This is a genomic window from Pseudoalteromonas sp. 11L1, from assembly GCF_055397545.1.
The window spans coordinates 1281688-1297324 of sequence record NZ_AP041141.1 but is presented as its reverse complement, the minus strand read 5'-3'; the positions used below and the strand labels follow the sequence as shown (position 1 = coordinate 1297324).

11 protein-coding genes are annotated in these 15637 nt (G+C 38.4%); 3 read left to right on the top strand and 8 right to left on the bottom strand.

All coding sequences use genetic code 11. The features are described from left to right. Positions 1-2 precede the first annotated feature (2 nt). The 3 genes from ACZ5WS_RS05965 to ACZ5WS_RS05955 are packed head-to-tail and all read right to left on the bottom strand — an operon-like array spanning position 3 to position 5149. Complete coding sequence (locus ACZ5WS_RS05965) at positions 3-4508, bottom strand: EAL domain-containing protein (RefSeq protein ID WP_464711132.1); 4506 nt, start codon at positions 4506-4508, stop codon at positions 3-5. 17 nt (positions 4509-4525) lie between these two features. Further along, the gene (locus ACZ5WS_RS05960; RefSeq protein WP_138609142.1) at positions 4526-4933 is read right to left on the bottom strand and encodes a GNAT family N-acetyltransferase; all 408 of its coding nucleotides are present in this window, start codon (positions 4931-4933) and stop codon (positions 4526-4528) included. Positions 4934-4945: 12 nt separating this feature from the next. Further along, entirely contained in the window at positions 4946-5149 is a 204-nt protein-coding gene (locus tag ACZ5WS_RS05955; protein ID WP_008113353.1) for a DUF3283 family protein, read from the bottom strand. A gap of 222 nt (positions 5150-5371) precedes the next feature. On the opposite strand from ACZ5WS_RS05955, the gene ACZ5WS_RS05950 reads away from it, so the two are divergent. Beyond that, entirely contained in the window at positions 5372-6070 is a 699-nt protein-coding gene (locus ACZ5WS_RS05950) for a hypothetical protein (RefSeq protein ID WP_464711130.1), read from the top strand. On the opposite strand, the gene ACZ5WS_RS05945 is transcribed toward ACZ5WS_RS05950, so the two are convergent. Both ACZ5WS_RS05945 and ACZ5WS_RS05940 read right to left on the bottom strand, forming a co-directional pair. Continuing rightward, positions 6067-6312, bottom strand: a complete 246-nt coding sequence (locus ACZ5WS_RS05945; protein ID WP_138609136.1) for a DUF1289 domain-containing protein — start codon at positions 6310-6312, stop codon at positions 6067-6069. The two genes, ACZ5WS_RS05950 and ACZ5WS_RS05945, sit on opposite strands and share 4 nt — an antisense overlap. Positions 6313-6410: 98 nt before the next feature. Beyond that, positions 6411-7544, bottom strand: a complete 1134-nt coding sequence (locus tag ACZ5WS_RS05940) for a 1-acyl-sn-glycerol-3-phosphate acyltransferase (RefSeq protein ID WP_178956577.1) — start codon at positions 7542-7544, stop codon at positions 6411-6413. A gap of 440 nt (positions 7545-7984) precedes the next feature. On the opposite strand from ACZ5WS_RS05940, the gene ACZ5WS_RS05935 reads away from it, so the two are divergent. Together ACZ5WS_RS05935 and ACZ5WS_RS05930 are read left to right on the top strand one after the other, a co-directional pair. Beyond that, positions 7985-8929, top strand: a complete 945-nt coding sequence (locus tag ACZ5WS_RS05935) for a D-2-hydroxyacid dehydrogenase (protein ID WP_198523687.1) — start codon at positions 7985-7987, stop codon at positions 8927-8929. A 174-nt stretch (positions 8930-9103) separates the two neighbouring features. Next, complete coding sequence (locus ACZ5WS_RS05930) at positions 9104-9484, top strand: DUF3192 domain-containing protein (RefSeq protein ID WP_131691685.1); 381 nt, start codon at positions 9104-9106, stop codon at positions 9482-9484. A gap of 13 nt (positions 9485-9497) precedes the next feature. On the opposite strand, the gene ACZ5WS_RS05925 is transcribed toward ACZ5WS_RS05930, so the two are convergent. From ACZ5WS_RS05925 to ACZ5WS_RS05915, 3 genes are all read right to left on the bottom strand, one after another. After that, positions 9498-10397: a GGDEF domain-containing response regulator gene (locus tag ACZ5WS_RS05925; protein ID WP_138609129.1), complete on the bottom strand. Its 900-nt coding sequence runs from the start codon at positions 10395-10397 to the stop codon at positions 9498-9500. Then, the gene (locus ACZ5WS_RS05920; protein WP_464711127.1) at positions 10387-14157 is read right to left on the bottom strand and encodes a PAS domain-containing hybrid sensor histidine kinase/response regulator; all 3771 of its coding nucleotides are present in this window, start codon (positions 14155-14157) and stop codon (positions 10387-10389) included. The genes ACZ5WS_RS05925 and ACZ5WS_RS05920 overlap by 11 nt, the downstream gene beginning before the upstream one ends. Before the next feature lie 66 nt (positions 14158-14223). Continuing rightward, the gene (locus tag ACZ5WS_RS05915) at positions 14224-15615 is read right to left on the bottom strand and encodes a PhoH family protein (RefSeq protein ID WP_010391619.1); all 1392 of its coding nucleotides are present in this window, start codon (positions 15613-15615) and stop codon (positions 14224-14226) included. Positions 15616-15637: the final 22 nt, after the last annotated feature.

Sequence of the window (15637 nt, the reverse complement as noted above, 5' to 3'; positions counted from 1 at the left end):
CTTTAAGCTTGTGAAAATACAGGCTGCCAATCGCGTTCAATGAGCTCAAGCACTTGCTCTTTAGGCACCGCTTTACTGAACAAATAACCTTGAAAGTAGCTGCAACCTTGAGCTTTTAAGAAGGCCAGTTGATGTGCGCTTTCAACCCCTTCAGCAATACACTCTTTACCTAAACTGCTGGCTAAAGTCAGCGTGGATTGAATAATCGCTTCATTATCCGAATCAATACCAATATCTTGCACAAAACTACGATCAATTTTTAATACATCAATGGGGAAGCGCTTTAAATACGTTAATGAAGCATAACCTGTTCCAAAGTCATCCATGTATAATTTACATCCGAGCTGCTTTAGTGCATCCATATTTTTAAGCGCATACTCTGAGTCTCTCATTAAAATAGACTCTGTTATTTCAAATACAATAGCCTCAGGCGGTAGTGCCGCATTACTCAATGCCTGGCGAATTTCAGGCATAAGCTCAGCAAACTCAAAATCAAGTGCCGATAGATTAATTGATAAATATAAATCGGGGTTAACTGTGCGCCAACGCACTAATTGTACAAGTGCTCGTTTAAATGTTTGCAGCATAATTTTGGTAATTAAACCAATATTTTCAGCCACATTTGCAAACTCTTGCGTACTAGCTAGCTGATTTTCAGGCCAGCGTAATAACACCTCAAAGCCTACCGTTCTTTGTGTAGATGTACTAATTATAGGTTGATAGTAATTACAAAACTCGTGCTCATGATACGCTTTGATCAATTGCGACTCTAAATGCAGCGCCCTTTCAATTTTTTGATTCATTTCTTGTTTGTAAAACTTGTAACCACCTTCTAAACCATCTTTAGCATAATAGAGCGCCACATTTGATGCTTTTAACAGCGCTTTATAATGCGTCGCGTCATCAGGGAAAAGCGCCACCCCAATACTTAGATGAACCTTCACACTTTGGTTATTCATAGCAATGTCTTTACTCACACAATCCATAAGCTTGGTGCATATAAGTAATACTTCTTCTATTTGTTGAATATCTTCAACTAAAATAACAAATTCACCACCACTTAAACGCGCTACGCTATCACAGGGACGCAATGCTATTTTTAAACGATTTGCCACCAGCTTAATGATCTCATCAGCGCTTTCTGTCCCAAATGAGTCATTAAAGTATTTAAAGCGTTTTATATTTACGTGTATTAAAGCGACTTTACTGTGATGGCGACGCGCTTGATCTATGGCATGCATAGCTCGGTCGTTAAACAGAGTTCTGTTTGGCAAACCCGTTAATGAATCGTAATTAGTTAATAAATGTAGCTCATTCTCAGCTGACTTTTGGGCATGAATATCCGTTAAAATAACCACATAACTGCTTAATCTTTGGCTTTCATCCGCTACAGCGCTTATTTTTACTAACACATGGCGCTGTTCCTTATTAGCCAATACCACAGTATCTTCACATGAGAAATGCTCACCTACTTCAAGTTTTTGCATAATGCGTAAATAATCAAAATAGCTACTGCGAGTCATACCTAAATTAAGTGAGCGAGTTGAACGAGGCTCTGCCGATAAAGCAAAAGCCGCTTGTAGCGACTTATTTGAAGCACGTATATTAAAGTTTTTATCTAAAATAAACACCCAATCTCGAGTCTGCTCAAACGCGGCAGTAAATAGTCGAGCGTGTTCTTCAAATGCCATCTCGCGTGTCATATTGGTATACGTACCCGCTACTTTTTGCGGAGTTGTTTCATTCCATTCAACCACTTTGCCAAAGTCTTTGTACCAGCGCCAATGACCTTTGGCATGACGCAATCGGTAAGTACAGTTAAAATATCCTTTGTCAGTTGATAAAAATTCTAACCACTCTAACCTAAAAATAGCACGCTCTTGTGGGTGAACTTTATCTAAGTAGTCATCTAAACTGACTGAGTCTTCCGCATAACCTAATTCGTTGACTAACCTTGGCTGATAAATATTTAACTGATTTGCTTGCCAATCCCATACCCCCGATTCACTCCCCTCTAGCGCAAGCTTTAAGCGCGCCTCGCTATCTTGGCTTTCTTTGTGTGCAGCTAATAAAATACGCTGTATTTTGTTACGTCTCATCACCCATGCAGTCACTACAGTGATCAACAAAATAGCATAAAGTGCTAAAAAGTAAGGGGCCCGCCATAACGGGTATTTCACTTTAATATTTAACGTTGCTGGCGGAGTATACTCACCCGTCAACGGATCCTTTGCCCAGACTTTTAACTGGTAGCTACCGGGGTTTAATTTAGGAAACACCACGCGATTATTACGGGTATAACTTTTTTTACCTTTATCGAGCTGATATTCATAAATAATACGTTCTTGAAAACTGAATGACATCGCTGAGAACGCAATTTCAAGCCCTATATCATCATGATTTAAAGTAATATTTTTTAATGGCTGTTGTAAGTTAATCGACAAATTTCGAGACATTAAATTAATGCGAGTAATGTTGACATGTTCTAACAAACCTTGGCTATTTTTATTCTCTTTGGGATCAAAATAGGTAAAGCCTTTAAGGCTACCATAGGCAATTCGTCCATCATTTAATTTTGCCATAGCACCACTATTAAATTCAGCAGAAAGCACCCCGTCTGATGTAGTAAACTGCTGAAAATGAATAGTGTTAGGGTTTAGTCGCCATATTCCTTTATGACTACTCATCCAAATCATTCCCTCTTCATCTAGCACCATATCGTATAATAGTGTGCCTAATTTATTTTTATCTAAATCAATGGTATGCACTAATTCATAGCTGCTGGCATCAATTCCAATCAAACCAAAGTTAGATAAAGAGAGCCATAGAATCCCTTGCCTGTCTTCAACATACGAAAGAATTCTCACTGCAACATTGTCATGATGTTTGGGTACTTTATAAAGCGTATTTAAACTGAGCTCATCAGGATTAAACTGGTATAACACCCCTCCACTAAAAAATAGCGGCCACTTTGGCTGAGAGGGCAACGGCGGTAAAAAGCCATGTGCTAAGAACGGGTCAAATTGGGAAAATTCGCCTTTTAATGGGGTTAAAATCAGGCTATCAATATTATATTTAAACATGCCATGATCAGGGTGAACAAAATATAAATCACCATTTTCTAACAAGGCAATACCATGCATCCAGTCGTTTAAAAATATTTGGTTCTTGGGGCTGGCAGTTTTAGGTTGAGTAAGCTGCTGGGTTTGGGGGTCAAAAATAAACAGCCCTCGGTTTGTTTGTAACCAAAGTTTATTTTTGTAAGGCATAATTTTGAAAATAGTAAATTCTGTGGTTAGTAAATCAACTTTATAATCTTTTAAATACACCGTTGAGGTGTTATTTTTTATATCAACCGCAGTTAAACCATTATGGGTACCTAACCATAACTTATCTTGGAATTGTTTAATTGCCCAGACTGAGTGATGCGAAAATCCATCCCCTCCCAGAGCATTTCCCTCTACATTATAAAACTTATAGTTGTCTCCCGATAAATAAAAAGCACCATCAGTTTTAGTCGCAAGCCACATACCGCCTGATTTATCTTTTACCATATCAATAATGCTGGTATCGGCAAGGGTGTATTTACTTTGTTGAATACGTTTATTTTTAACCACCGTTTTGGTGGTCAAATTAAAGCTGAGCAGACCTTTGTCTGTTGCTAAATCAAGAACCCCCTGCTGATTATCTATATCCCAAACATTTAAATCAGCCAGCAGCTTTTCATTTGTAAATGACTGCTCATTATTATTAAACAATGCCTCTATATTGCTAATATCAACAGCGTATAAACCTTTAACAGCCCCAACCAATAACTGATTACTATCACCCAGTGCAAATGACTTCACATTGTTTTGATAGATGTGTACATCGGTTTCGCTTAAATGCTCTAGAGGGCGTACTTGTTGCGTTGCAATATTAAATACATAAGCACCGTCTGTACTGCCAATAAAGATATAGCCATTGTAATGAAACAAGGTACGTACAAATGCATTTTCAAATTGCTCAGGCAGCTTAAATAAAGGAGTAATAGAGCCACTGGCTATATCAAGTTTTGCAAACACTCGCCCTTGTCCAATCCACAAGGATTTATCATCTGTGGCCAACATAGTAAAAACAGACTGCTGAAGAATTTGCTCTTCTGTCACTGGCTTTTTTAGATACTGCTGATAGGTATTTGTTTGCGGGTCATACCTGAAAAGCCCCGCTAACAGGGAAGCAATCCAAATTTGTCCTTCTGGATCTTGGTATATGCGATCAATAATGGTCTCTTCTAACTCACCATTTGGGCCATTAATTGGAATAACCTGATAGCCGTCGTAGCGATTTAACCCTCCTTCAGTAGAGAGCCATAAATAGCCATTATTATCAATAAGCATAGTATTAACGTAGCTTTGAGATAACCCTTCGCTCGGGGATAGCCTTTTTACTTGCGCTGTTGCAGCGAGGCTTATGAGCATAAATAGCACAAACATGGCTGTGATAAACCTATTAATACAGATGCCCATGTGTTTCCTATGCTGATTTAGGGTTGCTGATATTTCAATGCAATAATATTGCGGTGCTTGTATGCATCAAATAGAGTTAATAACTCAGGAGTATATGTTAACACCTGGTTAAAACCAAGTGCCTGATAAAAATCAGTAATATGTTGGTAAGCGAATGTGTAAACAACGTCGGTTTGCTGATTTAAAAGCGTGCTTAACAGCTTTGTTGCAACACCAGTTGAGCGGTATTCAGGGGCCACAAAAACAGTCGATAAAAATAAAAAAGTCGGTTTATGTTGTAAGCGGCACGCCGCAATCATCGTGTGGTTATCGTAAGCGACCCACAGTTGGTCTTGTTTATTTGCGCGACCGCGAACTTTATGTAAGGTATAAAACTTATTTATTAAGGGCGTTTTAACTGGTTCTAATTGTTTTATAACAACCATAGCAAATAAACTCTAACTTAGCATAAGTGCCAAATATTGCTCAAACTTTTGCTTTAAAAAACCTTGCTCCGCAACAGGACGACTATGCAGGGTGTCGTAAACTTGTTCACGCGTTTTCTTGCCACGCTTAATTTGATATGCCCAAAATGAAGCTTCGTAGTCTAACTGAATTTGATACTTTTGCTCTCGTGGTAAATCACACAGGTTATAACTCATATTACCCCTTTCACTGGCCCGATAAAACTTAGATTATACGTTTAAACTTATAATAAACTAACTCTATAGCGAATAAAAAGAATCTGCCGTAAATAATCTAAGGGGATCAATAATTGTTAAAGATAGACTTTGCTAGATTATGACTAGAAACTGGGCAAAACACAGCCAATTTGTTATTATACCCACCTACTCATTTGCCTCTAATAGACTGGAAATACTGACGTGTTTAAATACTCTAAAGGACTACTTGTATTAATAGGTTTAGTTTTTAGCAATCCGTCATTTGGCCATAGTTACAGCTATACATTTAATCGCCCGCAGAACACCCAGCAAGCAAATTATACTATTGAGCTATTACAATTAGCGTATGTAGATATAGGCTTTAAATTAAATATTATCGATTTTAATCGCCAGAATGCATTATTTGCGGCAAATAATGGCATGTTAGATGGGCAGCTTGCTCGTGATATTAGTATTGAAAGTGCTTACAAAAACTTAATTCGAGTTAATTACCCGTTATTTAAATTTAGTCTTGAGCTTTATAAGCACTGTGAACCCAGCTCTACTAAAACAATGGATAGCGTTGCTATTATAGCCAGCTACCCTGTGCAACAACGATATTTAGACAGTATTGATTTTCAAGGTGAGGTTATTGAAGTAAAAAATAATACCACTCAATTAAATTTACTGATCCAGCAAAAAGTAGAAGCTGCATTACTGATTGATTTTGCGATGGCCAATAAAACTATTCCTCCTGCTTTAGGTTGCTATGAAAAACAAGTGGTTGCTACCTACCCGCTTTATCATTATTTACATAATAGCCATGCGAGTATTGCTTTGCAGCTTGAGACTACACTTAAGAAATTACACAACAATGGCACGGTAGCTAAACTCAGGTCAAAGTACAAACTACAATTTTAAAAATCAAAGCCTTGCTGCCGTGTTGGCGAAGCGGTTTGCTCAGCTTTATTTTTTTGCTGTAAATAACGTTTATAGCGTTGTTGGCATAGGCTCAATACTTTCTTTTTTTGGGCATTGGTTAACGAATTCCACGAAAATCGCTCATCACGACTGCGATAACATCCTTTGCAGTAGCCTCGATTATTAACCAAGCAAATACCTTTACAAGGGCTAGGAATATCAAATATTTCAATTTGTTGCATCAAACCCTCCAGTCTAAAAAAGCATAGCTTGAGTATAGCGCTATTTTTGTGCAAAAAAAAAGCAGCCAATTAATTGCTGCTTTTATCTTAGCTGTTAATTAATGTTCACAGCTTTGTTCATCTACTTGTGTTTTTCTATGATACGGTTTGGCGTACATCGCTAGTACCAAAGATCTTAATTCTTCTGGCACTTTTGCTAAACGCTCTGCAAATTGTGCTGCATCATTTTTATTTATAACCGCTTCAGTACAACCACCCGCAATATAATTGCCTGGGTGCAAATAAAACGAATCAATTATTTGCTTATCAATGGTTTTTGCCAATTCATCGGCACTATCGCAATCTGACTGAATAGGCTGGCCAAACGATAAGTGCACATGCCCTTTGGCTGAACTAAAACCTTCAACAATGCTAGCAATATCTTCACCCGCCGATTTCACATATTTACCATGATGCTGTTTATGGTAAAGCTCTTTTGCCTTAGCTATTGCACAGGGTTCATATTGGTAAGATATTGCAACCGGCACCACTTTTAGTTCTTTAATGTATTCGCCAAATTCTTTCTTTTGTTTACGTCCATTTAGTTGCAGCATTTTTAATAGTGCGGGATCGGTTTGATCTACACCATCTTTGGCACGGCCTTCTTTTTGAGCAATCCAAATAGAATGCCCACTGCTGAGTGAGTCATAAATATAAGCCGATAATTGAGTCAGCGCTTTTAACATCTCCTTTGGAGCTTTAGCTGAGCGTTTTACAATAAAACTTTTATTTAAACGCATAAGCTCAGTAATGTATGGGATTTGCAGTAAGTTATCACCAATCGCAATTCTCACGGTTTTCATTTTATGCTGAAAAAGGCCCCAATTAACCAATGCAGGATCGAGTACAATGTCTCTGTGGTTTGAAACAAAAAGATAGGCTTGATCAGGGTCTAACGCCTCTAAGCCCGAAAAAGTAACGTTTGATGTGGTGCGGTTTACTAATTTATTTAAGTAATGTGCAACTTCATTTTGTACATCTTCAACTGTTTTAACTTTGCCCCATTTTTTACGCAACTGATGCTTTATTATAGCGCGTGCTAAAAACCCAACTGCGGATATAAAGCGTGGCAAATTATACTTTGCTATCACATCAAGAAACGCATTATCGTTAATTAATCGCGTTAATGAGGCGGCAACTTCATCGTCATTGTAAGGTCTTATATCTGCGTACTTATCTTCTAGTTCTATCATTTACTGCATCTACAAAGTTAAAAACGGCGCGCGAAAACGCCCCGTTATGTCTGATTTTGATTATAACTCAAGCAAAAATACGAAACTAGCAATACTAAAGTTCGATTTACTGAGTTTTCATAGCGTTATAGTTTAGTACTGAGCATCATTGCCAGATTAACCGCTCATGTGTATAAACTATAGCTATTAATTATTAATTCAAATGGATAGACCTTACTAATAGCACTTTGTTCAAGTTAACTTAGCAAGGCAGTTGGTCATAATAACATGCAAGTTAACCCTCAGTGGGCAGACCACATTTAAATATGACTTTACTCCTGTTAATGTGAACACAATAAGCTAAGTCTAAATAAATCTATAACATTCAATTAAATAATGATCTTTTTATCTGCGTACAGAGGTTACTCCCTCTCTAACACATACACATATTAGGACACACCGTGAATATAACAATTCTTGATAACGCAACACTGGCAAACACGTCACTGGATGGTATTTCAGCACTTGGAGAGCTCACAGTGCATCAGCTAACTAGCCCTGAGCAAGTATTAGCGCATAGCCAAAATGCAGAAGTTTTAATCACCAACAAAGTGGTGATTAATCGTGACACTATGATGCAATTAAAATCATTAAAGCTCATTTGTGTTAGTGCAACGGGTACCAATAATGTTGATTTAAATGCCGCGAAAGACTTAGGCATAGCAGTTACTAATGTTGCCGGTTATTCGACCCCTTCTGTTGTTCAGCATACCTTTTCGTTGATCACTAACTTATTAGGTAATACTCACCGCTATCAAGCAGATTGTCAGCAAGGCGCGTGGCAAAAAAGTGAGATGTTTTGTCGACTGGATTACAACTTTAATGACATCCAGGGCAAAACATTAGCCATTATTGGTGGTGGCACTTTAGGTAATGCAGTATCTAAAGTGGCTGAAGCGTTTGGCGCCAATGTAATTATTGCAGAGCGCAAAGGCGCAGCGTGTCGCAACGGACGCACCCCGTTTGAAACAGCAATAAAAACAGCAGATATTATTAGCGTTCACTGCCCACTTAATGATGAAACACGCGACTTAATTACACTTAATGAATTAAAAATGATGAAACCGACTGCGCTAATTATTAATACCGCACGCGGCGGGATAATCAATGAAGCAGACTTAGTAGAAGCATTAAAAGCCAATATTATTGCCGGTGCGGGCGTTGATGTACTTACCAAAGAGCCCGCTGAGCTGACCAATCCTCTGGCTAATTATACGGGTGATAACTTACTACTTACCCCACATATAGCGTGGGCGAGCACTGAATCTATCGTGCGTTTAGTAAAAGAAGTGAGTTTAAATATTGCAGCATTTAGCCAACACGAGTCGCGTAACCGCTTGGTTTAATGCCATAAAAGTAACTTAGTCAAAATTACTAAAAAGTGGCTTTTTAGATTTATATTTTAAAAAAGCCACCACCCCACCAAACACAATAAAAACAAGCTATTGATTTTTAAGACTTTAAAAACTGGCCTAGTCTTTGCTATATTGTTTTTAATTAATCATCTAGGGTAATAAAAAATGAAAAAAACACTTTTAATTGCTGCACTTACCGCTCCTTTTTTAACGGGTTGTGTAATCGCTGTATCAGATGGCGAAGCAGAGGGTCATTGGGCAGGTAATAGCTCTTCAGGTTGGCAAGCAACACATAAAAACAATCGTGAAATCATTTCAGGCTTGGCAATGGATAGCTCGTATCAGTCGGTGTTAAACCAACTAAAAACACCTAACTTCACTGAATTGTTAAAAAAACAGGATGATGTTTACCAAGTCTTGTTCTACGCAACACACAGCATTCATTCAGATGGAAAAATGACCAAAGATGAATGTACACCGCTCGTTTTCAAAAATGATAAATTAGTGGGTATTGGTAGCTCAGCGTTATTGATGCTAACAAATTAAGCTCTCGAAAATACTATTGGGCGCTAATTTGATTGCGCCCTGACTTTTTAGCATTATATAAACCTGAGTCAGCCTCTTCTAATAACGCTTTCTCGGTGTATGCTTGACTGCTCTCACTTGAGGCAATTCCAATACTAATAGTAATGTGTGAAGCATTTAAAGATGCGTTGTGTTCTATATTCAAGTCATTAATAGCTTTGCGTAATTTATTAGCAAACGCAATAGCGCCTTGCTGATTGGTTTCTGGTAATACTGCAACAAACTCTTCACCACCATAACGGGCAACAAAATCACTGCCACGTTCACATTGCGCCACTAATGTTTGCGCCACTGCTTTTAAACACTCATCGCCAGCACGATGACCGTAGTAGTCGTTATAGCGCTTAAAGTGATCAATATCGATAAGCAGTACACACATGGAGGAATTATTACGCTTACTTCTTCGCCACTCTCGTTCTAAGTTTTCATCTAAATAACGTCTGTTAGGTATTTCTGTTAAACCATCAATAGACGCAAGCATTTCTAATAAATCGTTTTTTTGCTTAATGAGTAATTGATTACGTACACGCACTTTAACAATAGAGGCACAAAATGGCTTAACAATGTAATCCATTGCGCCTAACTCTAAGCCTTTTGCTTCGTCTTCATGAGAGCTATTCGCTGAGATAAAAATAATGGGGATTGTATGGCTTAGGCTGCTTTCTTTAAGCTCCACCAGCACGTCGTAACCATTCATGCCTGGCATCATAATGTCTAAAATAATTAAGTCTAATTGTGTGTGCTTAACAAATGCCAACGCCTCTTCACCACTAGCCACTAAGTAAACCTCATGCTCGTCACTTAGGGTTTTTTCTAAAATGATTCGGTTAAGCGCATCGTCATCTACAATTAATATTTTTGCTTTATTTATCATTACTTACATCTAAACTTTTTATATAAATTTGCACTTGCTCTAACTGTATTATTAATTCTTTAATTGCAGCTGCAGCGTGATCGCTGTTCGCTTTTAATACTTGCTCAGTATGTTGAGCACACAATAATAATCGGTTAAAACCTAAATTTCCTGCTATCCCTTTTAAACTATGCACTAAGCGTACCATTTCAATACTAGGGTTGTTGTTTTGAAGCTCAGCTGAATATGATTCACTTAATGTCGCTAACTTGTCTAACATACTGTGCAGTACAGAGTGATCATCGTCAAACTGAGACAAAGCAAAGGCTTTATCGAAAAAACATGGCGTAGCGATGCCAAGGCTTGCGATTGCTGTAAATAAAACTGGCGCAACCACAGGCTTAGTTAAATGTTTATTCATCCCACCATTGAGTGAGCGCGAAATGTCGGCTGGTTCACTATGCGCGGTTAATGCAAAAATAGGTAATTGCTGAGCGTCAAACTGTTGGCGTATTATTTCAGTCGCTTGATAGCCATCAATTTTGGGCATTTGAATATCCATTAAGACTAAGTCGGGGCGTAAGCTACTTACCAATTCAATCCCTTTTTGCGGGTCATTGATCGTAACAACATTTACTCCAGCTTGACTCAAAATACTGCTAATAATATCGAGGTTCAATGGATTATCGTCTATCGCTAACACTAATATTCCTGAGACTGTATCACGCGGTTTTTGTGCTTTGTTTTCAATTGCCTTCACTATTTTTTGCGAGCTCAAATTAAGTAATCGCTGTGCAAGTGCGCTTGAGGGTAAGAACTGGGTAATAAGGGAATCATTTATTGGTGGCTGTTCGTCTTGATTATCTGTAATAACAACAACCGAAATAGCAGCTGTACGCAGTGTTGCTTTTATTTTTGGTGTTAAAAAGGCCGACAGCTCACACGCGTCAATGATTATTGTGTGCGCTTGCAGCAAATATTCTGGTTCAGCGATTACCCTATTAAGCGTTTGGTTATTAATAACAGGATACGCTTTAATTACTTGATTAAGTAACGTACTTTTAGCGCTAGTAATTACTAATAACTTATTTTCATCACGAGTAACTTTGTTGGTATCGGTCGCTAAATCGAGCGTAAAGTAAAAATAGCAACCTTGTCCTTTATCGCTATCAAGTGAAATTTCCCCGCCCATTAATGCCACACTGTGTTTTACTATTGCCAGCCCTAAACCTACTCCTTGATGCTGACGAGTGGATGACTCATCGCCTTGGGTGAAGGCATCAAATAAACGGCGTTGATCGGCTTGAGCAATCCCCTCACCTGTATCTATAACCCCAAAACAGATACGCTGTAACTCATTACGGCTACTTGGCTGTAACTGCATTTTTAATGTCACGTTGCCTGTAGGAGTAAATTTAACAGCATTGGTTAATAAGTTACCTAACACTTGTTGCAAACGAATGGAGTCGCCAACTAAAAAAGGGGAAATATGTGGGTCAATATCAACTTTTAGCTGTATCTGCTTTGCTTGGCATAAAGGCAAAATTAAGCTTTCGCAGGTATCAATCAAATCAACTAGGCATAAAGGCGCTAATTGCAGCGTTGCTTCATTACTTTCAACACGCGCAAAATCAAGCATACTATTAAGCATTTGTAATAAATTATTGGCTGCATACGTCGCTTGGCTGGTCAGTTGCACTTGTCGCTGCGTTAATCCATGCTCTACTAACATGTCTAATAGCCCTAGTATGGCATTGAGAGGAGTACGTATTTCGTGGCTCAAATTAGCAATAAAGCGACTTTTAGCCAAGGTGGCTCGCTCTGCATCATCTTTGGCTTTCGTAAGCTCAGTAACATCTTGAATATGAATAACATAATATAGCGGCTGAGCATTTTCATTCCAAATTAATGACATACTCAACTGCAACCAAGCATTTAATTGAGTATGCGCAAAAGTTAAATGAAACACTTGTTTTTTGTTTTGTAATAGTTGCTGCAGCAAGGCGTCGAGTTCTTGCCACTGAGTGTCACTAAATAGTTTACCAAACGGGGTATCTGTTAATTGATGATGTTTGGTAAACAGTTTTCGCGCGGCTTTATTAACCTGTAAAATAGCGTACTCTAGTGAAAGTAAAAACACCCCATTGGCAGCAAATTCAATGGCACTTCTAAATTTAGATTCCGACTCTTTTAATGCATATAAAGTATGTTGCTGTGCAGTAATATCGCGACCAATTCCCATTGTGCCTAGCAATTGGAGCTGTTCATCATAAAACGGAGCAATCGTTAACTGATAGGTTTGCTTAGCAACGTCTATACGCTGCTGAATTTGCATTTTATGCTGTAATGCTTGCTGCTCCAGCCGCTGGATTTGCTCGTAGCTGCGACTAATGCTATGCATATTTTGACCAATAAGTTCGCTTTGGCTCTTACCTATAAACTGCTCAAATGCTTTATTACACCCTAAAAAGGTGCCGTCTGTATTTTTAAAATATATAAAGTCAGGCACGCTGTTAAGTACTGTATTTAGCAGGGCTAAATGTCGCTCTTTTGCTTGGTCACTATGTTTTAATTTTTCAGATTTGAGCTGCACCTGCTCATCTAACTTTTTATTAGCATTTTGTAATGAAATAACTAAACGTTCATTTTTCGCAAAAATAGCTTTCACCTTAGCAAACCAAGGTTGCCAATTTAATGGTACTTTGTAATTTAAATAACCCGTGTTGTCATCGTTATGATGTTCTAAGTAACGCATTAGCTCTGTCATAGGCCTTATAAATATACGCTTGCTTAACCAAAAAAAGACATAAAACATCAAGCATAAAAATAATGCCAATGAAATAAACTCCAACACCACTTCTTGCACAAGGCTACTGGTAAGCATTTGCTTATCAGCAAGAAACCCTAAATGAATCGGAGTCTGATCTGAGGGTTGAATTAAAAAAAGCGGTTCAGACAGGGCCGTAAGCTTTGATGAGCGCGTATTAATTTGAGGCCAGTATGCCGAAAAATTTATCGCTTGGTTAATTGACTGCTGTGAACTGGCAATAATTTGATTTGCTTGATTAATAAAAACATACTCACCTTGCTTAGAGGTGATTTTGTTTAACCAACCAGAGATAGTCTGCAGTTCATAAATTAAAACAATATAATCAGAGGAATTTAGTTCACGCTGTCGCCCAATCGCAAAATATGCCTTATTACCTAAATTGATGACTGCACTCGAAGCCAATTTTTTTGATGACAGTAAGGGTTTAAAGTCGCCATTCAATAGCGGAGTAAATATATTATTTCGTGTATTGTCGCGCCGAGTTAAGTATGCAAACCCTCGTTCATCAACATACGCAATAGAATGCACAGATGAAAGCAGCGCTAAAGTGGTATTAAAAGAGGGTGCAAGCGATATAACCTGCTGCCATTGTAAAAGTGCCGACTCAGAATAACTAAACTGACCTTTACCTGCAATTTCACCGTTTAAATGTTCAAATTGGCGATAATAATAATGCTCATATTGGTTAATGTTTTCTGTAAGATTATAATTTTCTACAAGAAAAGTTTGCTTGTTATACATAACAAACATTGCATCAACCAAGTCCCCCATTGCTTGCATATCATGATCAAGCTGCGCAGATAATGCATTAAAATCAGTGGTCTTTTTTGTTATTGCACGTTCCATTTTTATATTATAAAAATGCAAACACAAAAAAGAGGCCACTAACAAAGGCAGTGCTAGCGCCACAAAAACAGAGCGATGATAATGTTCTAACGGTAAAAATTTCAACAAGTTACCTAATTATTGGCTCAAAAATCAAACTGTAGACTATCGAGCCAAGATGTTAAGCGCAAGTTATAAATTCTCCTCGGCAAATGACGCTAGTCGACTTCTTACTACACCATTAAGATTAACAGTAGCGCCGCCTTCAAAGTGCTTAAATCGCTCCACAATATAGGTAAGTCCAGAGGTAACCGCGGTTAAATAGTTACTGTCTATTTGTGCTAAATTTCCGGTACAAATAAGTTTAGTTCCTTCACCACAACGGGTAATAATGGTTTTGAGCTGAGAAGCCGTTAAGTTTTGGCTTTCATCTAAAATCACCACCGCATTTTGAATGCTTCGCCCACGCATAAAGTTCACCGATTTAAACTGAACATTGGCTTTTTCCATAATGTAATTACGGCTTGAAACAGGGTTCTCATCTCCTTTATGCAGCACCTCTAAGGTATCAGTTATTGCAGCCAGCCAAGGTGCCATTTTCTCTTCTTCGGTGCCAGGTAAAAAGCCAATCGATTCGGCAATTTCAGGGGTGTTTCGGGTTACAATCACTTTATCGTAAACACCTTTTTCTATCACCATTTCCAGTGCACAAGCAAGCGCGAGTAAGGTTTTACCACATCCCGCAGGGCCGGTTAAAATAACAAGTTCAATAGAAGTATCGAGCAGTGCATCTAGTGCCATTGCTTGGTAAATATTTTTTGGCTTTATTCCCCAGGCGCTTTGATGCATTAGTCGCTCTGCACCAATATCTTTAATGGTAATATGCTCACCATCGTAAGATTTGACTCTAGCGGCAAACTGATCGCCATCATCAAGTAAATACTCATTACAAAACACATCTGGGATTAAATCTTTAGGGATATGATGGACTGTTTCACGCCCGTGTTGCTCAGTGTTACACTCGCCAACATGCTGCCAAAAATCACCAGTAATTTTTTTATAGCCGCTGGTAAGTAAGGCGATATCGTCAATAAGCTGATCGGTACGGTAATCTTCAACATATTTAAGCCCCGCCCCTTTGGCTTTTAAGCGCATGTTGATATCTTTAGTAACCAGTATGACTTTTTTATCACTGTGCTGATTTTGTAAGTGCACCGCGCAATTAATAATGCGGTGGTCGTTTTCATTGCCCGGTAAGCCGGAAATAGAATCGGCAAATAAATGGTCATTTACAATCAGTAAGCTTCCCGTTAATCCGCCTTGTTTATTACTTGGTAGCGCAACCCCTTGTAACATTTGCTCGGGAGAGGCCTGGCTGAGCACTCCATCAAGTCCACGAATGGCCACTCGGGCATCGCGACTTACATCGTGTTTTCTATCTTTAATGTGATCAAGCTCTTCCAATACAGTCATTGGAATAACCACTTGGTGTTCTTGAAATGACAAATACGCGAGGGGTTCATGAAGCAATACATTGGTATCTAGCACATACATTTTACTATCAAGGTTCGAAGCTTTTTCCATAGCACTTTCCTTACGTTTTATG